The 15,803-nt window shown below is 71.6% G+C and carries 11 protein-coding genes; 4 read left to right on the top strand and 7 right to left on the bottom strand.

Annotated elements, in window-relative coordinates; translation table 11 throughout:
- Positions 1–52 precede the first annotated feature (52 nt).
- Together ACFV6X_RS11440 and ACFV6X_RS11435 are read left to right on the top strand one after the other, a co-directional pair.
- On the top strand, positions 53–853 hold the full coding sequence (locus tag ACFV6X_RS11440; protein WP_385381020.1) for a DsbA family protein: 801 nt from the start codon (positions 53–55) through the stop codon (positions 851–853).
- Between the two features lie 126 nt (positions 854–979).
- Positions 980–2,641, top strand: coding sequence for an alkaline phosphatase D family protein (locus tag ACFV6X_RS11435; protein ID WP_385381018.1), 1,662 nt, complete (start codon positions 980–982; stop codon positions 2,639–2,641).
- 19 nt (positions 2,642–2,660) lie between these two features.
- Here the strand turns inward: ACFV6X_RS11435 and ACFV6X_RS11430 are convergent, their stop codons facing one another.
- Positions 2,661–3,230 (bottom strand): dienelactone hydrolase family protein, encoded by a 570-nt coding sequence (locus ACFV6X_RS11430; protein ID WP_385381015.1) that lies wholly within the window; start codon positions 3,228–3,230, stop codon positions 2,661–2,663.
- 107 nt (positions 3,231–3,337) lie between these two features.
- Here ACFV6X_RS11430 and ACFV6X_RS11425 point away from each other — a divergent pair, with 107 nt between their 5' ends.
- A complete protein-coding gene (locus ACFV6X_RS11425; RefSeq protein WP_385381012.1) occupies positions 3,338–4,456 on the top strand; it encodes a mechanosensitive ion channel family protein in 1,119 nt (372 codons plus the stop codon).
- A 118-nt stretch (positions 4,457–4,574) separates the two neighbouring features.
- Here ACFV6X_RS11425 and ACFV6X_RS11420 read toward each other — a convergent pair whose 3' ends face one another.
- From ACFV6X_RS11420 to ACFV6X_RS11400, 5 genes are all read right to left on the bottom strand, one after another.
- Positions 4,575–6,161: a Na+/H+ antiporter gene (locus tag ACFV6X_RS11420; protein WP_385381009.1), complete on the bottom strand. Its 1,587-nt coding sequence runs from the start codon at positions 6,159–6,161 to the stop codon at positions 4,575–4,577.
- Between the two features lie 83 nt (positions 6,162–6,244).
- The gene (locus ACFV6X_RS11415) at positions 6,245–6,712 is read right to left on the bottom strand and encodes a GNAT family N-acetyltransferase (RefSeq protein ID WP_385381007.1); all 468 of its coding nucleotides are present in this window, start codon (positions 6,710–6,712) and stop codon (positions 6,245–6,247) included.
- Positions 6,709–7,653 carry an RluA family pseudouridine synthase gene (locus ACFV6X_RS11410; protein ID WP_385381004.1) on the bottom strand — a complete coding sequence of 315 codons (945 nt, stop codon included), beginning with the start codon at positions 7,651–7,653 and terminating at the stop codon, positions 6,709–6,711. The genes ACFV6X_RS11415 and ACFV6X_RS11410 overlap by 4 nt, the downstream gene beginning before the upstream one ends.
- Before the next feature lie 66 nt (positions 7,654–7,719).
- Positions 7,720–8,382 (bottom strand): signal peptidase II, encoded by a 663-nt coding sequence (gene lspA, locus ACFV6X_RS11405; protein WP_385381001.1) that lies wholly within the window; start codon positions 8,380–8,382, stop codon positions 7,720–7,722.
- 97 nt (positions 8,383–8,479) lie between these two features.
- Entirely contained in the window at positions 8,480–10,678 is a 2,199-nt protein-coding gene (locus ACFV6X_RS11400) for a TraR/DksA C4-type zinc finger protein (protein ID WP_385380998.1), read from the bottom strand.
- A gap of 591 nt (positions 10,679–11,269) precedes the next feature.
- Here ACFV6X_RS11400 and ileS point away from each other — a divergent pair.
- Positions 11,270–14,407 carry an isoleucine--tRNA ligase gene (gene ileS, locus ACFV6X_RS11395; RefSeq protein ID WP_385380995.1) on the top strand — a complete coding sequence of 1,046 codons (3,138 nt, stop codon included), beginning with the start codon at positions 11,270–11,272 and terminating at the stop codon, positions 14,405–14,407.
- Positions 14,408–14,608: 201 nt separating this feature from the next.
- On the opposite strand, the gene ACFV6X_RS11390 is transcribed toward ileS, so the two are convergent.
- A complete protein-coding gene (locus tag ACFV6X_RS11390) occupies positions 14,609–15,769 on the bottom strand; it encodes a DivIVA domain-containing protein (protein WP_385380992.1) in 1,161 nt (386 codons plus the stop codon).
- Positions 15,770–15,803 lie beyond the last annotated feature (34 nt).

The raw sequence follows: 15,803 nt of genomic DNA, 5'->3' as shown, positions 1-15,803 counted from the left end.
CCACCGAGCAAGCGCACGCGATCCGTGCGCGTCCCACACGGAGAACACCACCATGAGCAAGCGGAACAGCCAGGCGGCGAAGACGGCGGCCCGGGAGCGGCTGCGGGTCGAGCGCGAGCGTGAGGCCAAGCGTGCCAAGGTCAGGCGGCAGATCATCGTCGCCTGCTCGGTCGTCGGCGTCCTCGCCGTGGCCGGCGGCATCGGCTACGCCGTCGTCCAGACCAACCAGCCGAGCAAGTGGGAGGAGGCCGCCGACGCCGAGGTCGTCGCCCCGGCCAACACCTCCGGCAAGGACGGCACCACGATCCTGGTCGGCGAGTCAAAGTCCGACAACCTGGTCCACCTCTACGAGGACCCGCGCTGCCCGGCCTGCGCCTCCTTCGAGCAGACCGTCGGCGAGACCGTCAACAAGGGCATGGAGGACGGCGACTACAAGCTCTCCCTCACCCTCGGCACCTTCCTCGACGGCAACCTCGGCGGCGAGGGCTCCAAGAACGCCCTGAGCGCGCTCGGCGCCGCGCTGAACGTCAGCCCCGAGGCCTTCCTCGACTACAAGTCCGCGCTGTACTCGTCGGAGTACCACCCCGAGGAGTCCAGCGACGAGTTGGCCAAGGACGACTACCTGATCAAGGTGGCGGACACGGTGGACGCGCTGAAGAACAACAAGAAGTTCCAGGACGCCGTCGAGAAGGGCACGTACGACGCCTGGGCGATGAGGATGAGCGACTCCTTCGACAACACCAAGGACGTCAAGTCGACCCCGACCATCAAGATCAACGACAAGGTGATCGAGAACCCGAGCACCGTCGCCGAGTGGGAGAAGGCGCTCAAGGACGCGGGCGTCACCAAGTAACACGACGTCAGGCGGTGACGTCGTACGAAAGCGCGAAGAACGAGCGGGCGAACTCTTGCCGGTTCGCCCGCTCTTCGCGTACCCGTGCCTTACCGAAAGCGCTACCGATCAGTAATCTGATCGCCCGTGACCAGTCGACACAGACCCGACACGGGCCTCAACTCCCCTACTCCGCGCCGCCGTGCGGTCGTCAAGGCGGCCGCCGCCGGAGCCGTTCTCGCCGCGCCGCTCGCCGGCGCCCTGCCTGCCCTCGCGGCCTCCGAGACAACCGCCTTCCTGCACGGCATCGCCTCCGGTGACCCGCTCCCGGACGGCATCCTGCTGTGGACCCGCGTGACGCCCACCGCCGAGGCGACGCCCGGCTCCGGACTCGGCCCGGACACCCCGGTCAGCTGGACCGTGGCCACGGACAAGGCGTTCATGAACATCGTCGCCAAGGGGTCCACCACCGCGACCGCGGCCTCCGACCACACGGTCAAGGCCGACATCCGCGGCCTCGCACCGGCCACCGACTACTGGTTCCGCTTCTCGGCCGGTGGCACCGACTCCCCGGCCGGCCGCGCCCGCACCGCCCCCGCCACCGACGCGGCGGTCGCGAACCTCCGCTTCGGCGTCGTCTCCTGCGCCAACTGGGAGGCGGGCTACTTCGCCGCCTACCGCCACCTCGCCGTCCGCGGCGACCTGGACGCCTGGCTGCACCTCGGCGACTACATCTACGAGTACCCGGCGGGCGAGTACGGTACCCGAGGCACCTCCGTGCGCGCCCACGCCCCCGCGCACGAGATCACCACCCTCGCCGACTACCGCATACGGCACGGTCGTTACAAGACGGACCCGGACCTCCAGGCGCTGCACGCGGCCGCCCCGGTGGTGGCCATCTGGGACGACCACGAGATCGCCAACGACGCCTGGTCCGGCGGCGCCGAGAACCACACCGAGGGCGCCGAGGGCACCTGGGCGGCCCGCCAGGCCGCCGCCAAGCAGGCCTACTTCGAGTGGATGCCGGTCCGCCCGGCCATCGCCGGCACCACCTACCGGCGGCTGCGCTTCGGCAAGCTCGCCGACCTCTCCCTGCTCGACCTGCGCTCCTTCCGCTCGCAGCAGGTGGGTCTCGGCAACGGCGACGTCGACGACCCGGAGCGCACGCTCACCGGGCGCGCGCAGCTCGACTGGCTGAAGGCGGGCCTGAAGTCCTCGGACACCACCTGGCGGCTGGTCGGCAACTCGGTGATGATCTCGCCGTTCGCCATCGGCTCGCTCTCCGCCGAGCTGCTCAAGCCGCTGGCCAAGCTGCTGGGCCTGCCGCAGGAGGGCCTGGCCGTCAACACCGACCAGTGGGACGGCTACACCGACGACCGCCGCGAGGTCCTCACCCACCTGCGCGCGAACGCGATCCGCAACACGGTGTTCCTGACCGGCGACATCCACATGGCGTGGGCCAACGACGTACCGGTGAACGCAGGTACGTACCCGCTGTCGGCGTCCGCCGCCACGGAGTTCGTGGTCACCTCGGTCACCTCCGACAACCTCGACGACCTCGTGAAGGTCCCCGAGGGCACCGTCTCCGCCCTCGCCTCGCCGCTCATCCGCGCGGCCAACCGGCACGTCCACTGGGTCGACACCGACCGCCACGGCTACGGCGTTCTGGACATCACCGCCGAGCGCGCGCAGATGGACTACTACGTCCTGGCCGACCGGACCAAGGCCGACACGAGGGCCTCCTGGAGCCGCTCGTACCGCACCCGCAGCGGCACGCAGAAGGTGGAGCGCGCGTACGACCCCGTGTGACCGCCGGCCTGAGCCGATCCTAGAGGCTCTGGAGGAAGCCGAGCGCCACCCGCCAGGTGGCCTCGGCGGCCTCCTCGTCGTAGTCCGGCAGCCCGGGGTCGGTGTACAGGTGCCCGGCCCCGGCGTAGCGGTAGACCTCCACGTCCGCCCCGGCGCGGCGCATCTGCAGATACCAGGCGCTCAGCCAGTCGTCCGTCTCGAAGGGGTCCGGCTCGGCGACATGCAACTGCACCGGCAGGTCGTCCACCGAGGTGTTGGGGGCGAGGTCCGACGTGCCGTGCAGGAGCAGCAGCCCGCGCGCCTTCCCGTCGCCCAGCGCGAGGGTCTGCGCCACCGAGGCACCGAGGGAGAACCCGGCGTAGACCAGGCCGCGCTCCGAGTAGGGCGCGGCGGCCAGCACCGCCCGCCTCAGCAGCTCGTCCTTGCCGACCTCCTCCTTGAACGCCATGCCCTCCTCGGCCGTCCCGAAAGTGCGCCCCTCGAAGAGGTCCGGCGTCCACACCTCGTGACCGGCCGCTCGCAGCCGGTCCGCCGCGGCGCGCACCGCGGGTCCGAGGCCGTAGGTCGAGTGAAACAGCATGATGTTCATGAGGCCATGGTGCCAGCCGGTTGCGACGGGTCAGGTCCGGGGCAGTACCCAGATCCGCCGGGAAGTCACATGTTCACTGCCCCGCGGGACTGGTTACGTTCGAGGGCATGGAGAACCTGCTCCGCCCCCTCATAGTCATCGGCGGCTCGGTCGTGCTCGGCCTGCTCATCGGGTGGGCCACCGACCTGCTGCTGCGCAAGGCCGACCAACGGCACCCGGAGACCCCGCTGTGGGGTCTGCTGCGCCGCGGCCGCATCCCCTTCCAGCTCGTGCTGTGCGCCGCGCTGCTGAGAGGCTCGTACGACGAGGCACAACTGCTGGAGGACCACCGGGTCGGCATCGGCCAGGCGCTCACGCTGGTGCTGATCGGGTCGGCGGCCTGGCTGGTGATCCGGATCGCGGCGGCGGTCGTCGAGACCTCGTACTCGCGCTACGCCAACTCCCACGCCCGGCGTGACCCGGCCCGGGTCCGCCGGGTGCGCACCCAGGTCACGCTGATCACGCGGGTGGTCGCAGCGGTCGTCGGTGTGGTCGCCGTCGCCTCGATGCTGCTGACCTTCCCGGCGATGCGCGCGGCGGGTGCCTCGCTGCTGGCCTCCGCCGGAATCCTCGGCATCGTCGCCGGTGTGGCGGCGCAGTCCACGCTGAGCAACATGTTCGCTGGGCTGCAGATCGCGTTCGGCGACATGGTGCGCATCGGCGACACGGTCGTGGTGGACGGCGAGTGGGGCACCGTCGAGGAGATCACGCTGACCTACCTCACGGTCCGCACCTGGGACGAGCGCCGGATCACGATGCCGGTGTCGTACTTCACGTCCAAGCCCTTCGAGAACTGGTCGCGCGGCACCCCGCAGATGACCGGCATCGTCTACTGGCACCTCGACCACACCGCGCCCCTGGCCGCGATGCGCGAGAAGCTCCGCGACATCCTGCGCGAGTGCCCCGCCTGGGACGGCCGCGCCTACGGCCTGGACGTCACGGACACCACGCCCAACACCATGGAGGTACGGGCCCTGGTGACGGCGAAGGACGCCGACGACGTCTGGACGGTACGGGTCACGGTCCGCGAGCGGATGATCGCCTGGCTGATCCAGGAACACCAGTACGCCCTCCCCCGCGTCAACACGGCGGACGCGAGCCTGCCCCCGGGCCCGAACGGCCACCGCCGCTCCCCCGACGGCCCACCCCGCCGGGCGGTGGAGACCCCGAGGCCGGACCGAGGCTGAGCCCACGAAGGGAGAGCCGCCGACGGCGCCGGTGCCCCACAGGCGACGCTCACCCCTCTGCGGAACGGAACGGCTGGTGCGTGGGTGGGAGACCGACCCCCCACCCACGCACCCGCGCTCACCGCAGACTACGCACGTCCAGCTGCCGCAGCACCCGATCCACCACCTCCGGATCCGCCCCCACCTCACTGCGCGCGGCCAGCACCTCATGCCGCGCCGCACTCAGCATCTCCCCCTCGATCCGCCGCAGCCGCCGCACGCGCCGGGCGCGCTGCTCGTGCCCCTCCCGCCGCTCGTCCTCCCCCAGCTCCGGACTGATCCGCCAACCGATGTCGGACGCCCGCCGCAACATCCGCTCGGACAGCTCGTCCGGCAGCTCCTCCACCTCCTCGATCTCCCGCAGCCTCCGCTTGGCCGCCTTCGCGGCCCGCACCGCCAGCGCCCGCTCGAACTCCTGCTCCTGCGCCGTGTCCGCCCGCACCCCCAGCCGCCGCACCAGCCACGGCAGGCTCAGCCCCTGGAGCACCAGCGTGGCCATGATCACCCCGAACGCGACGAACACGATCTCGTCGCGGTTGGGGAACGGAGCCCCGCTCTCCGTCTCCAGCGGAATCGCGAGCGCCAGCGCCACCGACGCGACTCCTCGCATCCCGGCCCACCACATCACCACGGTCTCGCGCCAGCTGGTGGGGATCTCCTCGTCGTAGTCCCGTCTGGCGTGCAGCCGCTTGGTGAGCCACGTGGCCGGCAGCAGCCACGCCAGCCGCACCAGTACGACGACCCCCACGACCGCCGCCGACCACCCCAGCAGCTCGCCCCACCGTCCGGACGCCGTGCGGATCGCGTTGTGCAGCTCCAGCCCGATCAGCCCGAACGCGACACCGGTGACAAGGGTGTCGACGATGTCCCAGAAGGTGTGCCCGGCGAGCCGCGTCAGCACGTCGTCGGGATCGCTCGCGTACTCGGCGAGGAAGAGCGCGGTGGTGAGCACCGCGAGCACCCCCGACCCGTGCAGCTCCTCGGCCAGCACGTACGACGCGTACGGCACCAGCAGCGTCAGGCTGATCTGGAGGGTGGCGTCCCCGAGCACGTCCATCAGCTTGTTCGCGCCCCAGCCGAGCGTGAGCCCCACCGCCACCGCGACCACGGCCGACAGCACCAGCTGGCCACCGGCCTCCCACGGCGAGAACGTCCCGCTCACGGCCGCCGCGATCGCCACGTGGTACAGCACGATGGCCGTCACGTCGTTGAACAGCCCCTCGCCCTCCAGGATCGACACCAGCCGCCGGGGCAGCCCCAGTTGCCCCGCGACGGCGGTCGCCGCGACCGGGTCGGGCGGCGCGACCAGCGCCCCGAGCGCCAGGGCGGCGGCGAGCGGCAGCCCCGGCACGATCGCGTGGGCCACGGCGGCCACACACACCATGGTGACGAAGACCAGCGCCACGGCCAGCAGGAAGATCGGCCGGACGTTCGCCGTGAACTGCCGCCAGGACGTGCGCCGCACGGCGGCGTAGAGCAACGGCGGCAGCAGCAGGGGCAGGATCAGATCCGGCGGGATGTCGACGTTCGGCACGAACTCCAGCAGCGCCAGCGCGATGCCCAGCAGGGTCATCAGCACCGGCGCCGGCAACCGCAGCCGGTCCCCGACCGGGACGCTCACCACGGCCCCGAGCAACAGCACGAACAACAGGGCCAACTGATCCACGGTCAGCACTCCGAGCTCAGAACGGACGAAACCCCCGCCGAACGGTCAAGCTCCGCGTCGCACGGCCGAGCCGTGCCAGGACGCTAGAGAGGACGCCGCATGGAGCGGTGCGGTATCCCCGCGTCGGGGAACTCCGGGCCGTACGCCACGTATCCCAGCCGCTCGTAGAACCCGAGGGCATGCGTCTGCGCGTGCAGGTCGACGGCCGCCAGTCCGCGCGCGCGGGCCGCGTCCTCGATGGCCCGCACCAGCGCGGCGCCGACGCCGAGCCCCCGGGCCTCCCGCGTCACCGCGAGCCGTCCGAGCGAGCCCACCGACAGGTCGCCCCCGGTCTTGCCGGCCGCCTCGGCGCCGTACAGCAGCCGCCCGGTCCCGAGCGGCACGCCGTCCTCCCGCACGGCGAGCACATGCAGCGCGCCGGCGTCGTACGTGTCGTACTCCACGTCCTCCGGTACGCCCTGTTCGGCGACGAAGACCTCCTTGCGTACGGCGAAACACGCCTCGCGGTCGGCCGCCTCCTCGGCGACCCGCACGACGTACCCGGCGCTCATCCGTAGGTCTCCTCACGCACCTTGTCCAACGCCTGTCGCAGGTCCTCGGGGTAGTCGCAGGCGAACTCCACCCACTCGCCGTCGCCGGGGTGCTCGAAGCCCAGCCGAACGGCGTGCAGCCACTGCCGCGTCAGCCCGAGCCGCTTGGCGAGCGTCGGGTCGGCGCCGTAGGTCAGGTCGCCGGCGCAGGGGTGCCGGTGGGCGGCCATGTGGACGCGGATCTGGTGGGTGCGGCCCGTCTCCAGCTTCACGTCCAGCAGCGAGGCGGCGCGGAAGGCCTCGATCAGGTCGTAGTGCGTCACGGACGGCTTGCCCTCGGCCGTGACCGCCCATTTGTAGTCGTGCTGGGGGTGGCGGCCGATGGGCGCGTCGATGGTGCCGCTGGTGGGGTCGGGGTGGCCCTGGACGAGGGTGTGGTACCGCTTGTCGACCGTGCGCTCCTTGAACTGGCGCTTGAGCGAGGTGTACGCGCGCTCGGACTTGGCGACCGCCATCAGACCCGACGTACCGACGTCGAGACGGTGCACGATGCCCTGGCGCTCGGCGGCGCCGGACGTGGAGATGCGGTACCCCGCGGCGGCCAGGCCGCCGATGACCGTCGGGCCGGTCCAGCCCGGGCTCGGGTGCGCGGCCACGCCGACCGGCTTGACGATGACGACCACGTCCTCGTCGTCGTGGACGATCTCCATGCCCTCGACCGGCTCAGCCACCACCTGCACCGGTGGGGCCGCCTGCGGCATCTCGACCTCCATCCAGGCGCCGCCGTGCACCCGCTCGGACTTGCCGACCGTCGTGCCGTCGACCAGCACCTTGCCCGCCGCGGCGAGCTCCGCGGCCTTGGTACGGGAGAAGCCGAACATGCGGGAGATGGCGGCGTCGACACGCTCGCCCTCCAGGCCGTCCGGCACGGGCAGGGTACGGATCTCGGGAATCGTGCTCACCCGTCGAGTATGCCGGACGGGTCCGACAGTGCCGTACGCCAGCCTGCCGGCCGGCCGCTCCGGGGTTCAGTCCTTGTGGACGGTGCCGTCGGGGTCGAGGCCCTTGAAGGACAGCAGCACAATCAGGATGCCGCCGCAGACGATCGCCGAGTCGGCGAGGTTGAAGACGGCGAAGTGCTTGGGCGCGATGAAGTCGACGACCGCGCCCTTGAAGACGCCCGGCGAGCGGAAGATCCGGTCGGTGAGGTTGCCGAGCGCACCGCCGAGCAGCAGACCGAGGGCGATCGCCCAGGGCAGGCTGTACAGCTTGCGGGCCAGCCGGGCGATCACCACGATGACGGCCGCCGCGATCACCGTGAAGATCACGGTGAAGGCCTCGCCGAAGCCGAAGGCCGCGCCCGCGTTGCGGATCGCCTCGAAGCGCAGCCAGTCCCCGATGACCTCGATCGGCTCGTGGTGCTCCAGCTTGGCGACCACGATCATCTTGCTGATCAGGTCGAGGGCGTACGCGAACCCGGCGACCGCGAAGAGCACGGCGATCCGGCGCCTGCCCCGGGGCCGCTCGGCCGGAGCGTCCCCCTCGTCGGTGCCGGACCCGCCGGCCGGGGTCTGTGCCGCCTCGGCATCGGAGCGTTCCGGCGACGCGGCGTCGTCACCGGGCCGCTCCTGCTCGGCCCGCGTCGCGTCCGGACTGCCCGGCGTACCGATGATGCGCTCCGCCTCTGCCACGTGAGTCCCTCAACCTAGGTGCCTGACTGAGCACGAGGGTACGGCACGCCGCTGACGGCGCACGTGCTCAGGAGGCATACGGAGGGCAATCGGCGGATCAGTACCGCCGCTCCTGCTTCTGCTTGCACTCGACGCACAGGGTGGCCCGGGGGAAGGCCTGCATACGGGCCTTGCCGATCGGGTTGCCGCAGTTCTCGCACAGGCCGTACGTGCCCGCGTCGAGCCGTTGCAGGGCGTGCTCGGTCTGGGTCAGCATCTCGTTCGCGTTGGCGGCCAGGGCCAGCTCGTGCTCGCGCGTGATGTTCTTGGCGCCGGTGTCGGCCTGGTCGTCCCCGGCGCCGTCCCCGGAGTCACGCATCAGGCCGACCAGGGACGACTCGGCGTTGGCGATCTCGGCGCGCAGCCGCTCCATCTCCGACGTCAGCTCCGCGCGGGCCTCCTCGACCTCTTCCGGGGTCCAGGGGTCCTCGCCGGGGCGCACCGCGAGGTCGCCCGGCTCCGCCGCGGCCACGCGCGCCTTGGGGACAGCCGTCTTCGCCGCCGCGGCCTTCCCAGGGGTCTTCTTCGCAACCACCGTCGTGGCTCCCGTCTGCTTCGCGGCCCGCGCCGCGCCCGCCTTCTTGCCCGAACCCCGCCCGCCCGCCCCTTTCGAGGCGTGCTCCTCCCCGACCCCGGTCCCTACGGCGCCATCAGCCGCCGCGCTCCCGGATGCCGCCACCTTCGCGACGCCCCCTTCCTCATCCCCCGCACGCGCGGACACGGCACCCTCCTTGGCCCCAGCCGCCTTGGCAGACGCCACCTTCTTACCCACGGCCTCCTCACCGGCCACAGCCTTCTTCCCCACGGCGTCCCGCCTTGGCGCCGCCTTCTTCCCCACGGCGTCCCGCCTTGGCGCCGCCTTCTTCCCCACGGCGTCCCGCCTTGGCTCCGCCTTCTTCCCCACGGCGTCCTTACGAGGCGCCGCCTTCCTGGCAGCAGCCCCCTCATCGGCCGCGCGCCCGGCAGCAACCTCCGCGTCCACCGTGTGCTCGGAAGTTGCCGACTTCCCGGCCGCGCCCTCCTTGGCAGACGCCGCCTTCCTGGCCAAATCCTCCTCGCCGGGCGCCGCCTTCTTGGCAGCAGCCTTCTTCTCCACGGCCTCCTTCGAGGCCGGGGCCTCCTTGCCGGGCGCCGCCTTCTTGGCAGCAGCCTTCTTCTCCACGGCCTCCTTCGAGGCCGGGGCCTCCTTGGCGGCGCCCTTCTTCGCGGCCGTCTTCTTGGCCGCACTCTTCTCGGCGACGGCCTTCTTGGCAGCCGTTCCCTCCGGCACCGGCGCTTCCCCGAACACGGCCGACTCGACCACCGCCGGCTCGGCTGCCGCCGACTCGACCACCGCCGGCCCGGCTGCCGCCGACTCGACCACCGCCGGCCCGGCTGCCGCAGTCTTCTGCGCCGCCTCCTTCTCGGCGACAGCCTTCTTGGCAGGCGTCTTCGCAGCCGCCCCCTCCCGCACCGGCCCCTCCCCGGCCACCGCCGACTCGGCCATCGCAGCCTTCCCCGCCGCGCCCTTCTCGGCGACCGCCTTCCTCGCAGCCTTCTTCGCAGCCACCCCCTCCCGCACCGGCCCCTCCCCGGCCACCGCCGAACCGGCCGCCCCAGACTCCTGCCCCGCAGCCCCCTTCGGCGCCGCGGACTTCTTTGCCGCGGACTGCTTGGCCACACCCTTCTTCGCCGCCCGCTTCCCGGCCGGAGCCCCGCCACCGACCGCCTTCCTCGCGGCGCGCACCTCGCCGGACCCCTTCTTCGCGACGCGCACCTCGCCGGACCCCCTCTTCGCAACGCGCTCCTCGCCGACCCCCGCGTCCTCGGCCACCCTCCCCCTGGCGACCCGCTCTCCGGCAGCCACCTCCCTGGCAGCGGCCTTCTTGGCGGCAGCCTTCCCAGCAGTCGTCTTCTTGCCCGCCACCCGCACAGCCGACGCCACCTCAGTCCCGGGCTCGGCCACCGACTCCCTCTCCGAAGCCTTCCCCCCGGACGCCGCCCCCGCCGCCCTCCCGCCAGGCGCGGCCCGCGCCCCCGACGCCTCGGCGCCGGGCGCCGCCGCCTCGCCGTCCGGCGGCGTCTTCGCGCTCGTCCCCGCCGCAGCCGCCCCCCGTACCCGCTTCACGCTCTCCATGGCCTTGTCCACCGCGCGCTTCGCGGCCGACGCCATGCCCTGCGCGCCCTTCTTGCCGCTCGCACCCTTTGCCGCCCCGCCGGAGGCGTGCGTGGACCGGCCGGACGCCGACTGCTCTGCGGCGGTCTTTTTCGCCACCATGGCCGCGGCCCCTTCACATATTGTGATCTTGCACGCGAATCGTGCTGGGACGATAAATCGACTCGACGCCCGCGGCAACGGGGCACGCCACCCAAATCGCCCACCCCGCGACCGCCACGCCCCCGGCATGCATGCGTTGTGCCCAGCTCCCCGCCGGGTAATCCGCCGAGCCGGACATCACAGGATCCGAATTCACATAATTGACCAATCGGGTCAAAATACACCCATACCGCCGCCACCGGAAATCCGGTCGGCCACGCTCCGCCCGGCGCCGTACACTGGGCGGAGCGAAAGGCGTGGATGGGGACGAGTAGCGGCGTACGCAGCCCAGAGCGACCCGGGGACGGTGGAAGCCCGGGGGCGAGCGCGACGCGAAGATCACCCCTGAGCCGCCGGAAGAAAGCCCCCGCTCAGGAGCGGGGGCCGGTAGAACCGGTATCGCGACCCCAATGAGGGGGCTCACCGACGCACACCCCGCGCCGGCGAGCCAAGGAGGGTGGTACCGCGGGAGCGCGCCAAAGCGGCGTAGGAAAGTCGGAGCTCTCGTCCCTCCGGACGGAAGGCAGCAAGTCCGCCGGAGGAAGCTCGCTGATGACAACGCCGACGTACCGCCAGGTGCCCGCCCAGGTCGACCTGCCCGCCCTCGAGCACGCCGTGCTCGACTTCTGGCGCGAGCAGAAAATCTTCGCCAAGAGCCTGGAGCAGTCCGAGGGCCGCCCCGAGTGGGTGTTCTACGAAGGCCCCCCCACCGCGAACGGCATGCCGGGCGCCCACCACATCGAGGCCCGCGTCTTCAAGGACGTCTTCCCCCGCTTCCGCACGATGCGTGGCTACCACGTGGCCCGCAAGGCCGGCTGGGACTGCCACGGCCTGCCGGTGGAGCTGGCGGTGGAGAAGGAGCTGGGCTTCTCCGGCAAGAAGGACATCGAGGCGTACGGCATCGCCGAGTTCAACGACAAGTGCCGCGCCTCCGTGCTCCGCCATACCGACGCCTTCTCCGAGCTGACGACCCGCATGGGCTACTGGGTCGACCTCGACGAGGCGTACGTGACCATGGAGCCCGAGTACATCGAGTCGGTCTGGTGGTCGCTGAAGGAGATCTTCAACAAGGGCCTCCTCGTCCAGGACCACCGCGTCGCCCCATGGTGCCCCCGCTGCGGCACCGGCCTGTCCGACCACGAGCTCGCCCAGGGCTACGAGACGGTCGTCGACCCCTCCGTCTACGTCCGCTTCCCCCTCACCTCCGGCCCCCTCGCCGGCGAGGCCGCGCTCCTGGTGTGGACGACCACCCCGTGGACCCTCGTCTCCAACACCGCCGTGGCCGCCCACCCCGAGGTGACCTACGTCGTCGCGACCGACGGCGAGGAGAAGCTCGTCGTCGCGCAGCCGCTGGCCGAGAAGGCCCTCGGCGAGGGCTGGGAGACCACCGGACAGAGCTTCACCGGCGCCGAGATGGAGCGCTGGACCTACCAGCGCCCCTTCGAGCTCGTCGAGTTCCCGGCCCAGGCGCACTTCGTCGTCAACGCCGAGTACGTCACCACCGAGGACGGCACCGGCCTGGTCCACCAGTCCCCCGCCTTCGGCGAGGACGACCTCAAGGTCTGCCGCTCCTACGGCCTGCCCGTCGTGAACCCGGTCCGCCCGGACGGCACCTTCGAGGAGGACCTCCCCCTCATCGGCGGCGCCTTCTTCAAGAAGGCCGACGAGAAGCTCACCGAGGACCTCGGCGAGCGCGGCCTGCTCTTCAGGCACCTGCCGTACGAGCACAGCTACCCGCACTGCTGGCGCTGCCACACCGCGCTGCTCTACTACGCGCAGCCGTCGTGGTACATCCGCACGACGGCCGTCAAGGACCGGCTCCTGGAGGAGAACGAGCGGACCAACTGGTACCCGGACACGGTCAAGCACGGCCGCTACGGCGACTGGCTCGACAACAACATCGACTGGGCCCTGTCGCGCAACCGCTACTGGGGCACCCCGCTGCCGATCTGGCGCTGCGAGGACGACCACCTCACCGTCGTCGGCTCCCGCGCCGAGCTCACCGAGCTGACCGGCACCGACCAGTCGGGCCTCGACCCGCACCGCCCGTTCATCGACGACGTCACCTTCGCCTGCCCGAGTTGCGCGAAGACGGCCACGCGCGTGCCGGAGGTCATCGACGCCTGGTACGACTCGGGTTCCATGCCGTTCGCGCAGTGGGGCTACCCGTACAAGAACAAGGAACTCTTCGAGTCCCGCTACCCGGCGCAATTCATCAGCGAGGCCATCGACCAGACGCGAGGCTGGTTCTACACGCTGATGGCGATCGGCACCCTGGTCTTCGACAAGTCCTCGTACGAGAACGTCGTCTGCCTCGGCCACATCCTCGCCGAGGACGGCCGCAAGATGTCCAAGCACCTGGGCAACATCCTGCAGCCGATCCCGCTCATGGACCAGCACGGCGCGGACGCGGTCCGCTGGTTCATGGCGGCCGGCGGCTCCCCGTGGGCGGCCCGCCGCGTCGGGCACGGCACCATCCAGGAGGTCGTCCGCAAGACGCTCCTCACCTACTGGAACACGGTCGCCTTCCAGGCCCTGTACGCCCGTACGTCGAACTGGGCCCCGTCCGGCGCCGATCCGGCCCCGGCCGACCGCCCGCTGCTCGACCGCTGGCTGCTGTCCGAACTGCACGCGCTGACCGACCAGGTGACCCAGTCCCTGGAGGCGTACGACACCCAGCGCGCCGGCAAGCTCCTGTCGGCGTTCGTCGACGACCTGTCGAACTGGTACGTGCGCCGCTCCCGGCGCCGCTTCTGGCAGGGCGACAAGGCGGCGCTGCGCACGCTGCACGAGGTCGTCGAGACGGTCACGAAGCTGATGGCCCCGCTGACCCCGTTCATCACCGAGCGGGTCTGGCAGGACCTGATCGTGCCGGTCACGCCCGGGGCACCGGAGTCGGTGCACCTGTCCTCGTGGCCGGAGGCGGATCTGACCGCCATCGACCCGGAGCTGTCGCGGCACATGGTGCTGGTGCGCCGCCTGGTGGAGCTGGGCCGGGCCACGCGCGCGGAGTCGGGCGTCAAGACGCGTCAGCCGCTGCGGCGCGCGCTGATCGCCGCCACGGGCTTCGACGCCCTCTCCCCCGAGCTGCACACGCAGATCACGGAGGAGCTGAACGTCGAGTCGCTCGCGTCGCTGAGCGAGGTCGGCGGCTCCCTGGTCGACACGACGGCCAAGGCCAACTTCCGCGCGCTGGGCAAGCGGTTCGGCAAGCGCGTCCAGGACGTCGCCAAGGCCGTCGCGAACGCCGACGCGGCCGCGCTGTCCCTCGCCCTGCGCGAGGGCACGGCGTCGGTGGAGGTCGACGGCGAGACCATCACCCTGGCCCCCGACGAGGTCATCATCACCGAGACCCCGCGCGAGGGCTGGTCGGTGGCCTCGGACTCGGGTGCCACGGTCGCCCTCGACCTGGAGATCACGGAGGAGCTGCGCCGCGCGGGCCTCGCCCGTGACGCGATCCGCCTGATCCAGGAGGCCCGCAAGAACAGCGGCCTCGACGTCGCCGACCGCATCGCGCTGCGCTGGACCGCGACGGACCCGGCGTTGATCGCCGCGCTCGGCGACCACGCCACGCTGATCGCCGACGAGGTCCTGGCAACGGACTTCGCGCAGGGCGACGCGGACGACAGCTACGGCGCCCCGTTCACGGACGAGCCGCTGACCCTGACGTTCCGCCTGCGCAAGGCGTAACACCCCCGGCGAAGGCCCGGGACACCGAAGAATCTCGGTGGCCCGGGCCTTCGGCGTTGTGTACACCCACACAACTGCGCCCATGTCCGAACACAGTCGGCAAATACCGTGAACACGCGTAGCACAAGGGCGGGGCCCCGGATCGGAATCCGGGGCCCCGCCCTATGAACGCTGCCGACGTCTACGCCGTACTACCGACCGTCAGTTGTCGTCCTCGTCGATGAGGAACCCACGCATCGGCGAGGGGGCCTGGCCCATCGGCGACGGGCCCTGCGGCCGCACCGGAGCCATCGGCTGGGTCATCGCCGGGGACATCTGCTGCTGGCCACCGTAGGACGGGCCGGCCGGCGAGGGGCCGCCACCCATCGTCTGGTTGCCACCGTAGGACGGGGCACTCGCGCCGGCCGGGGCCATCGAGGGCGCCGGGGACGGCGGGAGGGACGCGGTCGCGGGGGTCCGCGGCGGGGCGAGCGAGTCGTCCGCCTGGGTCTCCAGCTGACGCAGCTGCGACTCCAGGTAGGACTTCAGACGCGTGCGGTACTCCCGCTCGAAGCCGCGCAGGTCCTCGACCTTGCGCTCCAGCGTGGCGCGGGCGGACTCCAGCGAGCCCATCGCGACGCGGTGCTTCTCCTGGGCGTCCCGCTCCAGCGCGTCGGCCTTGGCGCGGGCGTCCCGCTCCAGGCCCTCGGCGCGCGAACGAGCCTCTCCGACGATCTTGTTGGCCTCGGAACGGGCCTCCGCGATCGCCTGGTCGGCGGTCTGCTGGGCGAGCGACAGAACACGCGCGGCGCTGTCACCACCGGGGCCCTGACCGGGCATACCGGGGCCACCCATCGGACCGCCCATGGGACCCGGGCCCATCTGACCCTGCATCGGTCCCTGGCCCATCGGTCCCTGGCCCATCGGACCCTGACCCTGCGGGCCCTGACCGCCGGGACCGGCGGGCAGCTGCGGGGCACCGCTCGGCAGCTGGGGCGGGCCACCCATGGGGCCACCCATCTGCTGCTGCGGCGGGCCCGATATGCCGGCGGGCACAGGAGCGCCGGGACCGCGCATGCCCTGCTGCGGCATACCTTGCTGCGGCATGCCCTGTTGGGGCATACCCTGCTGAGGCATCCCCTGCTGCATCCCCTGCTGCTGGTCCGGCCCCTCCGGGGGCTTGCGCATGTTCTGCTGGTTCTGCGCGGCGGCGCGGGTGGCCGCGGCCAGCTTGGCGCGCAGATCCTCGTTCTCGCGCAGCAGACGGGTCAGCTCGGCTTCGACCTCATCGAGGAAGGCATCGACCTCGTCCTCGTCATAGCCTTCTCGGAGGCGGACGGTCGTGAACTGCTTGTTCCGCACGTCCTCGGGGGTCAACGGCATCTCTTCACCTCAACGTAGTCGTCGGCATTCGGCA

Origin of the sequence: Streptomyces sp. NPDC059861 (genome assembly GCF_042731435.1) — a bacterium.
Classification (GTDB): domain Bacteria; phylum Actinomycetota; class Actinomycetes; order Streptomycetales; family Streptomycetaceae; genus Streptomyces.
The sequence above is the reverse complement of the archived record's forward strand: the minus strand, read 5'-3'. Positions and strand labels throughout refer to the sequence as shown.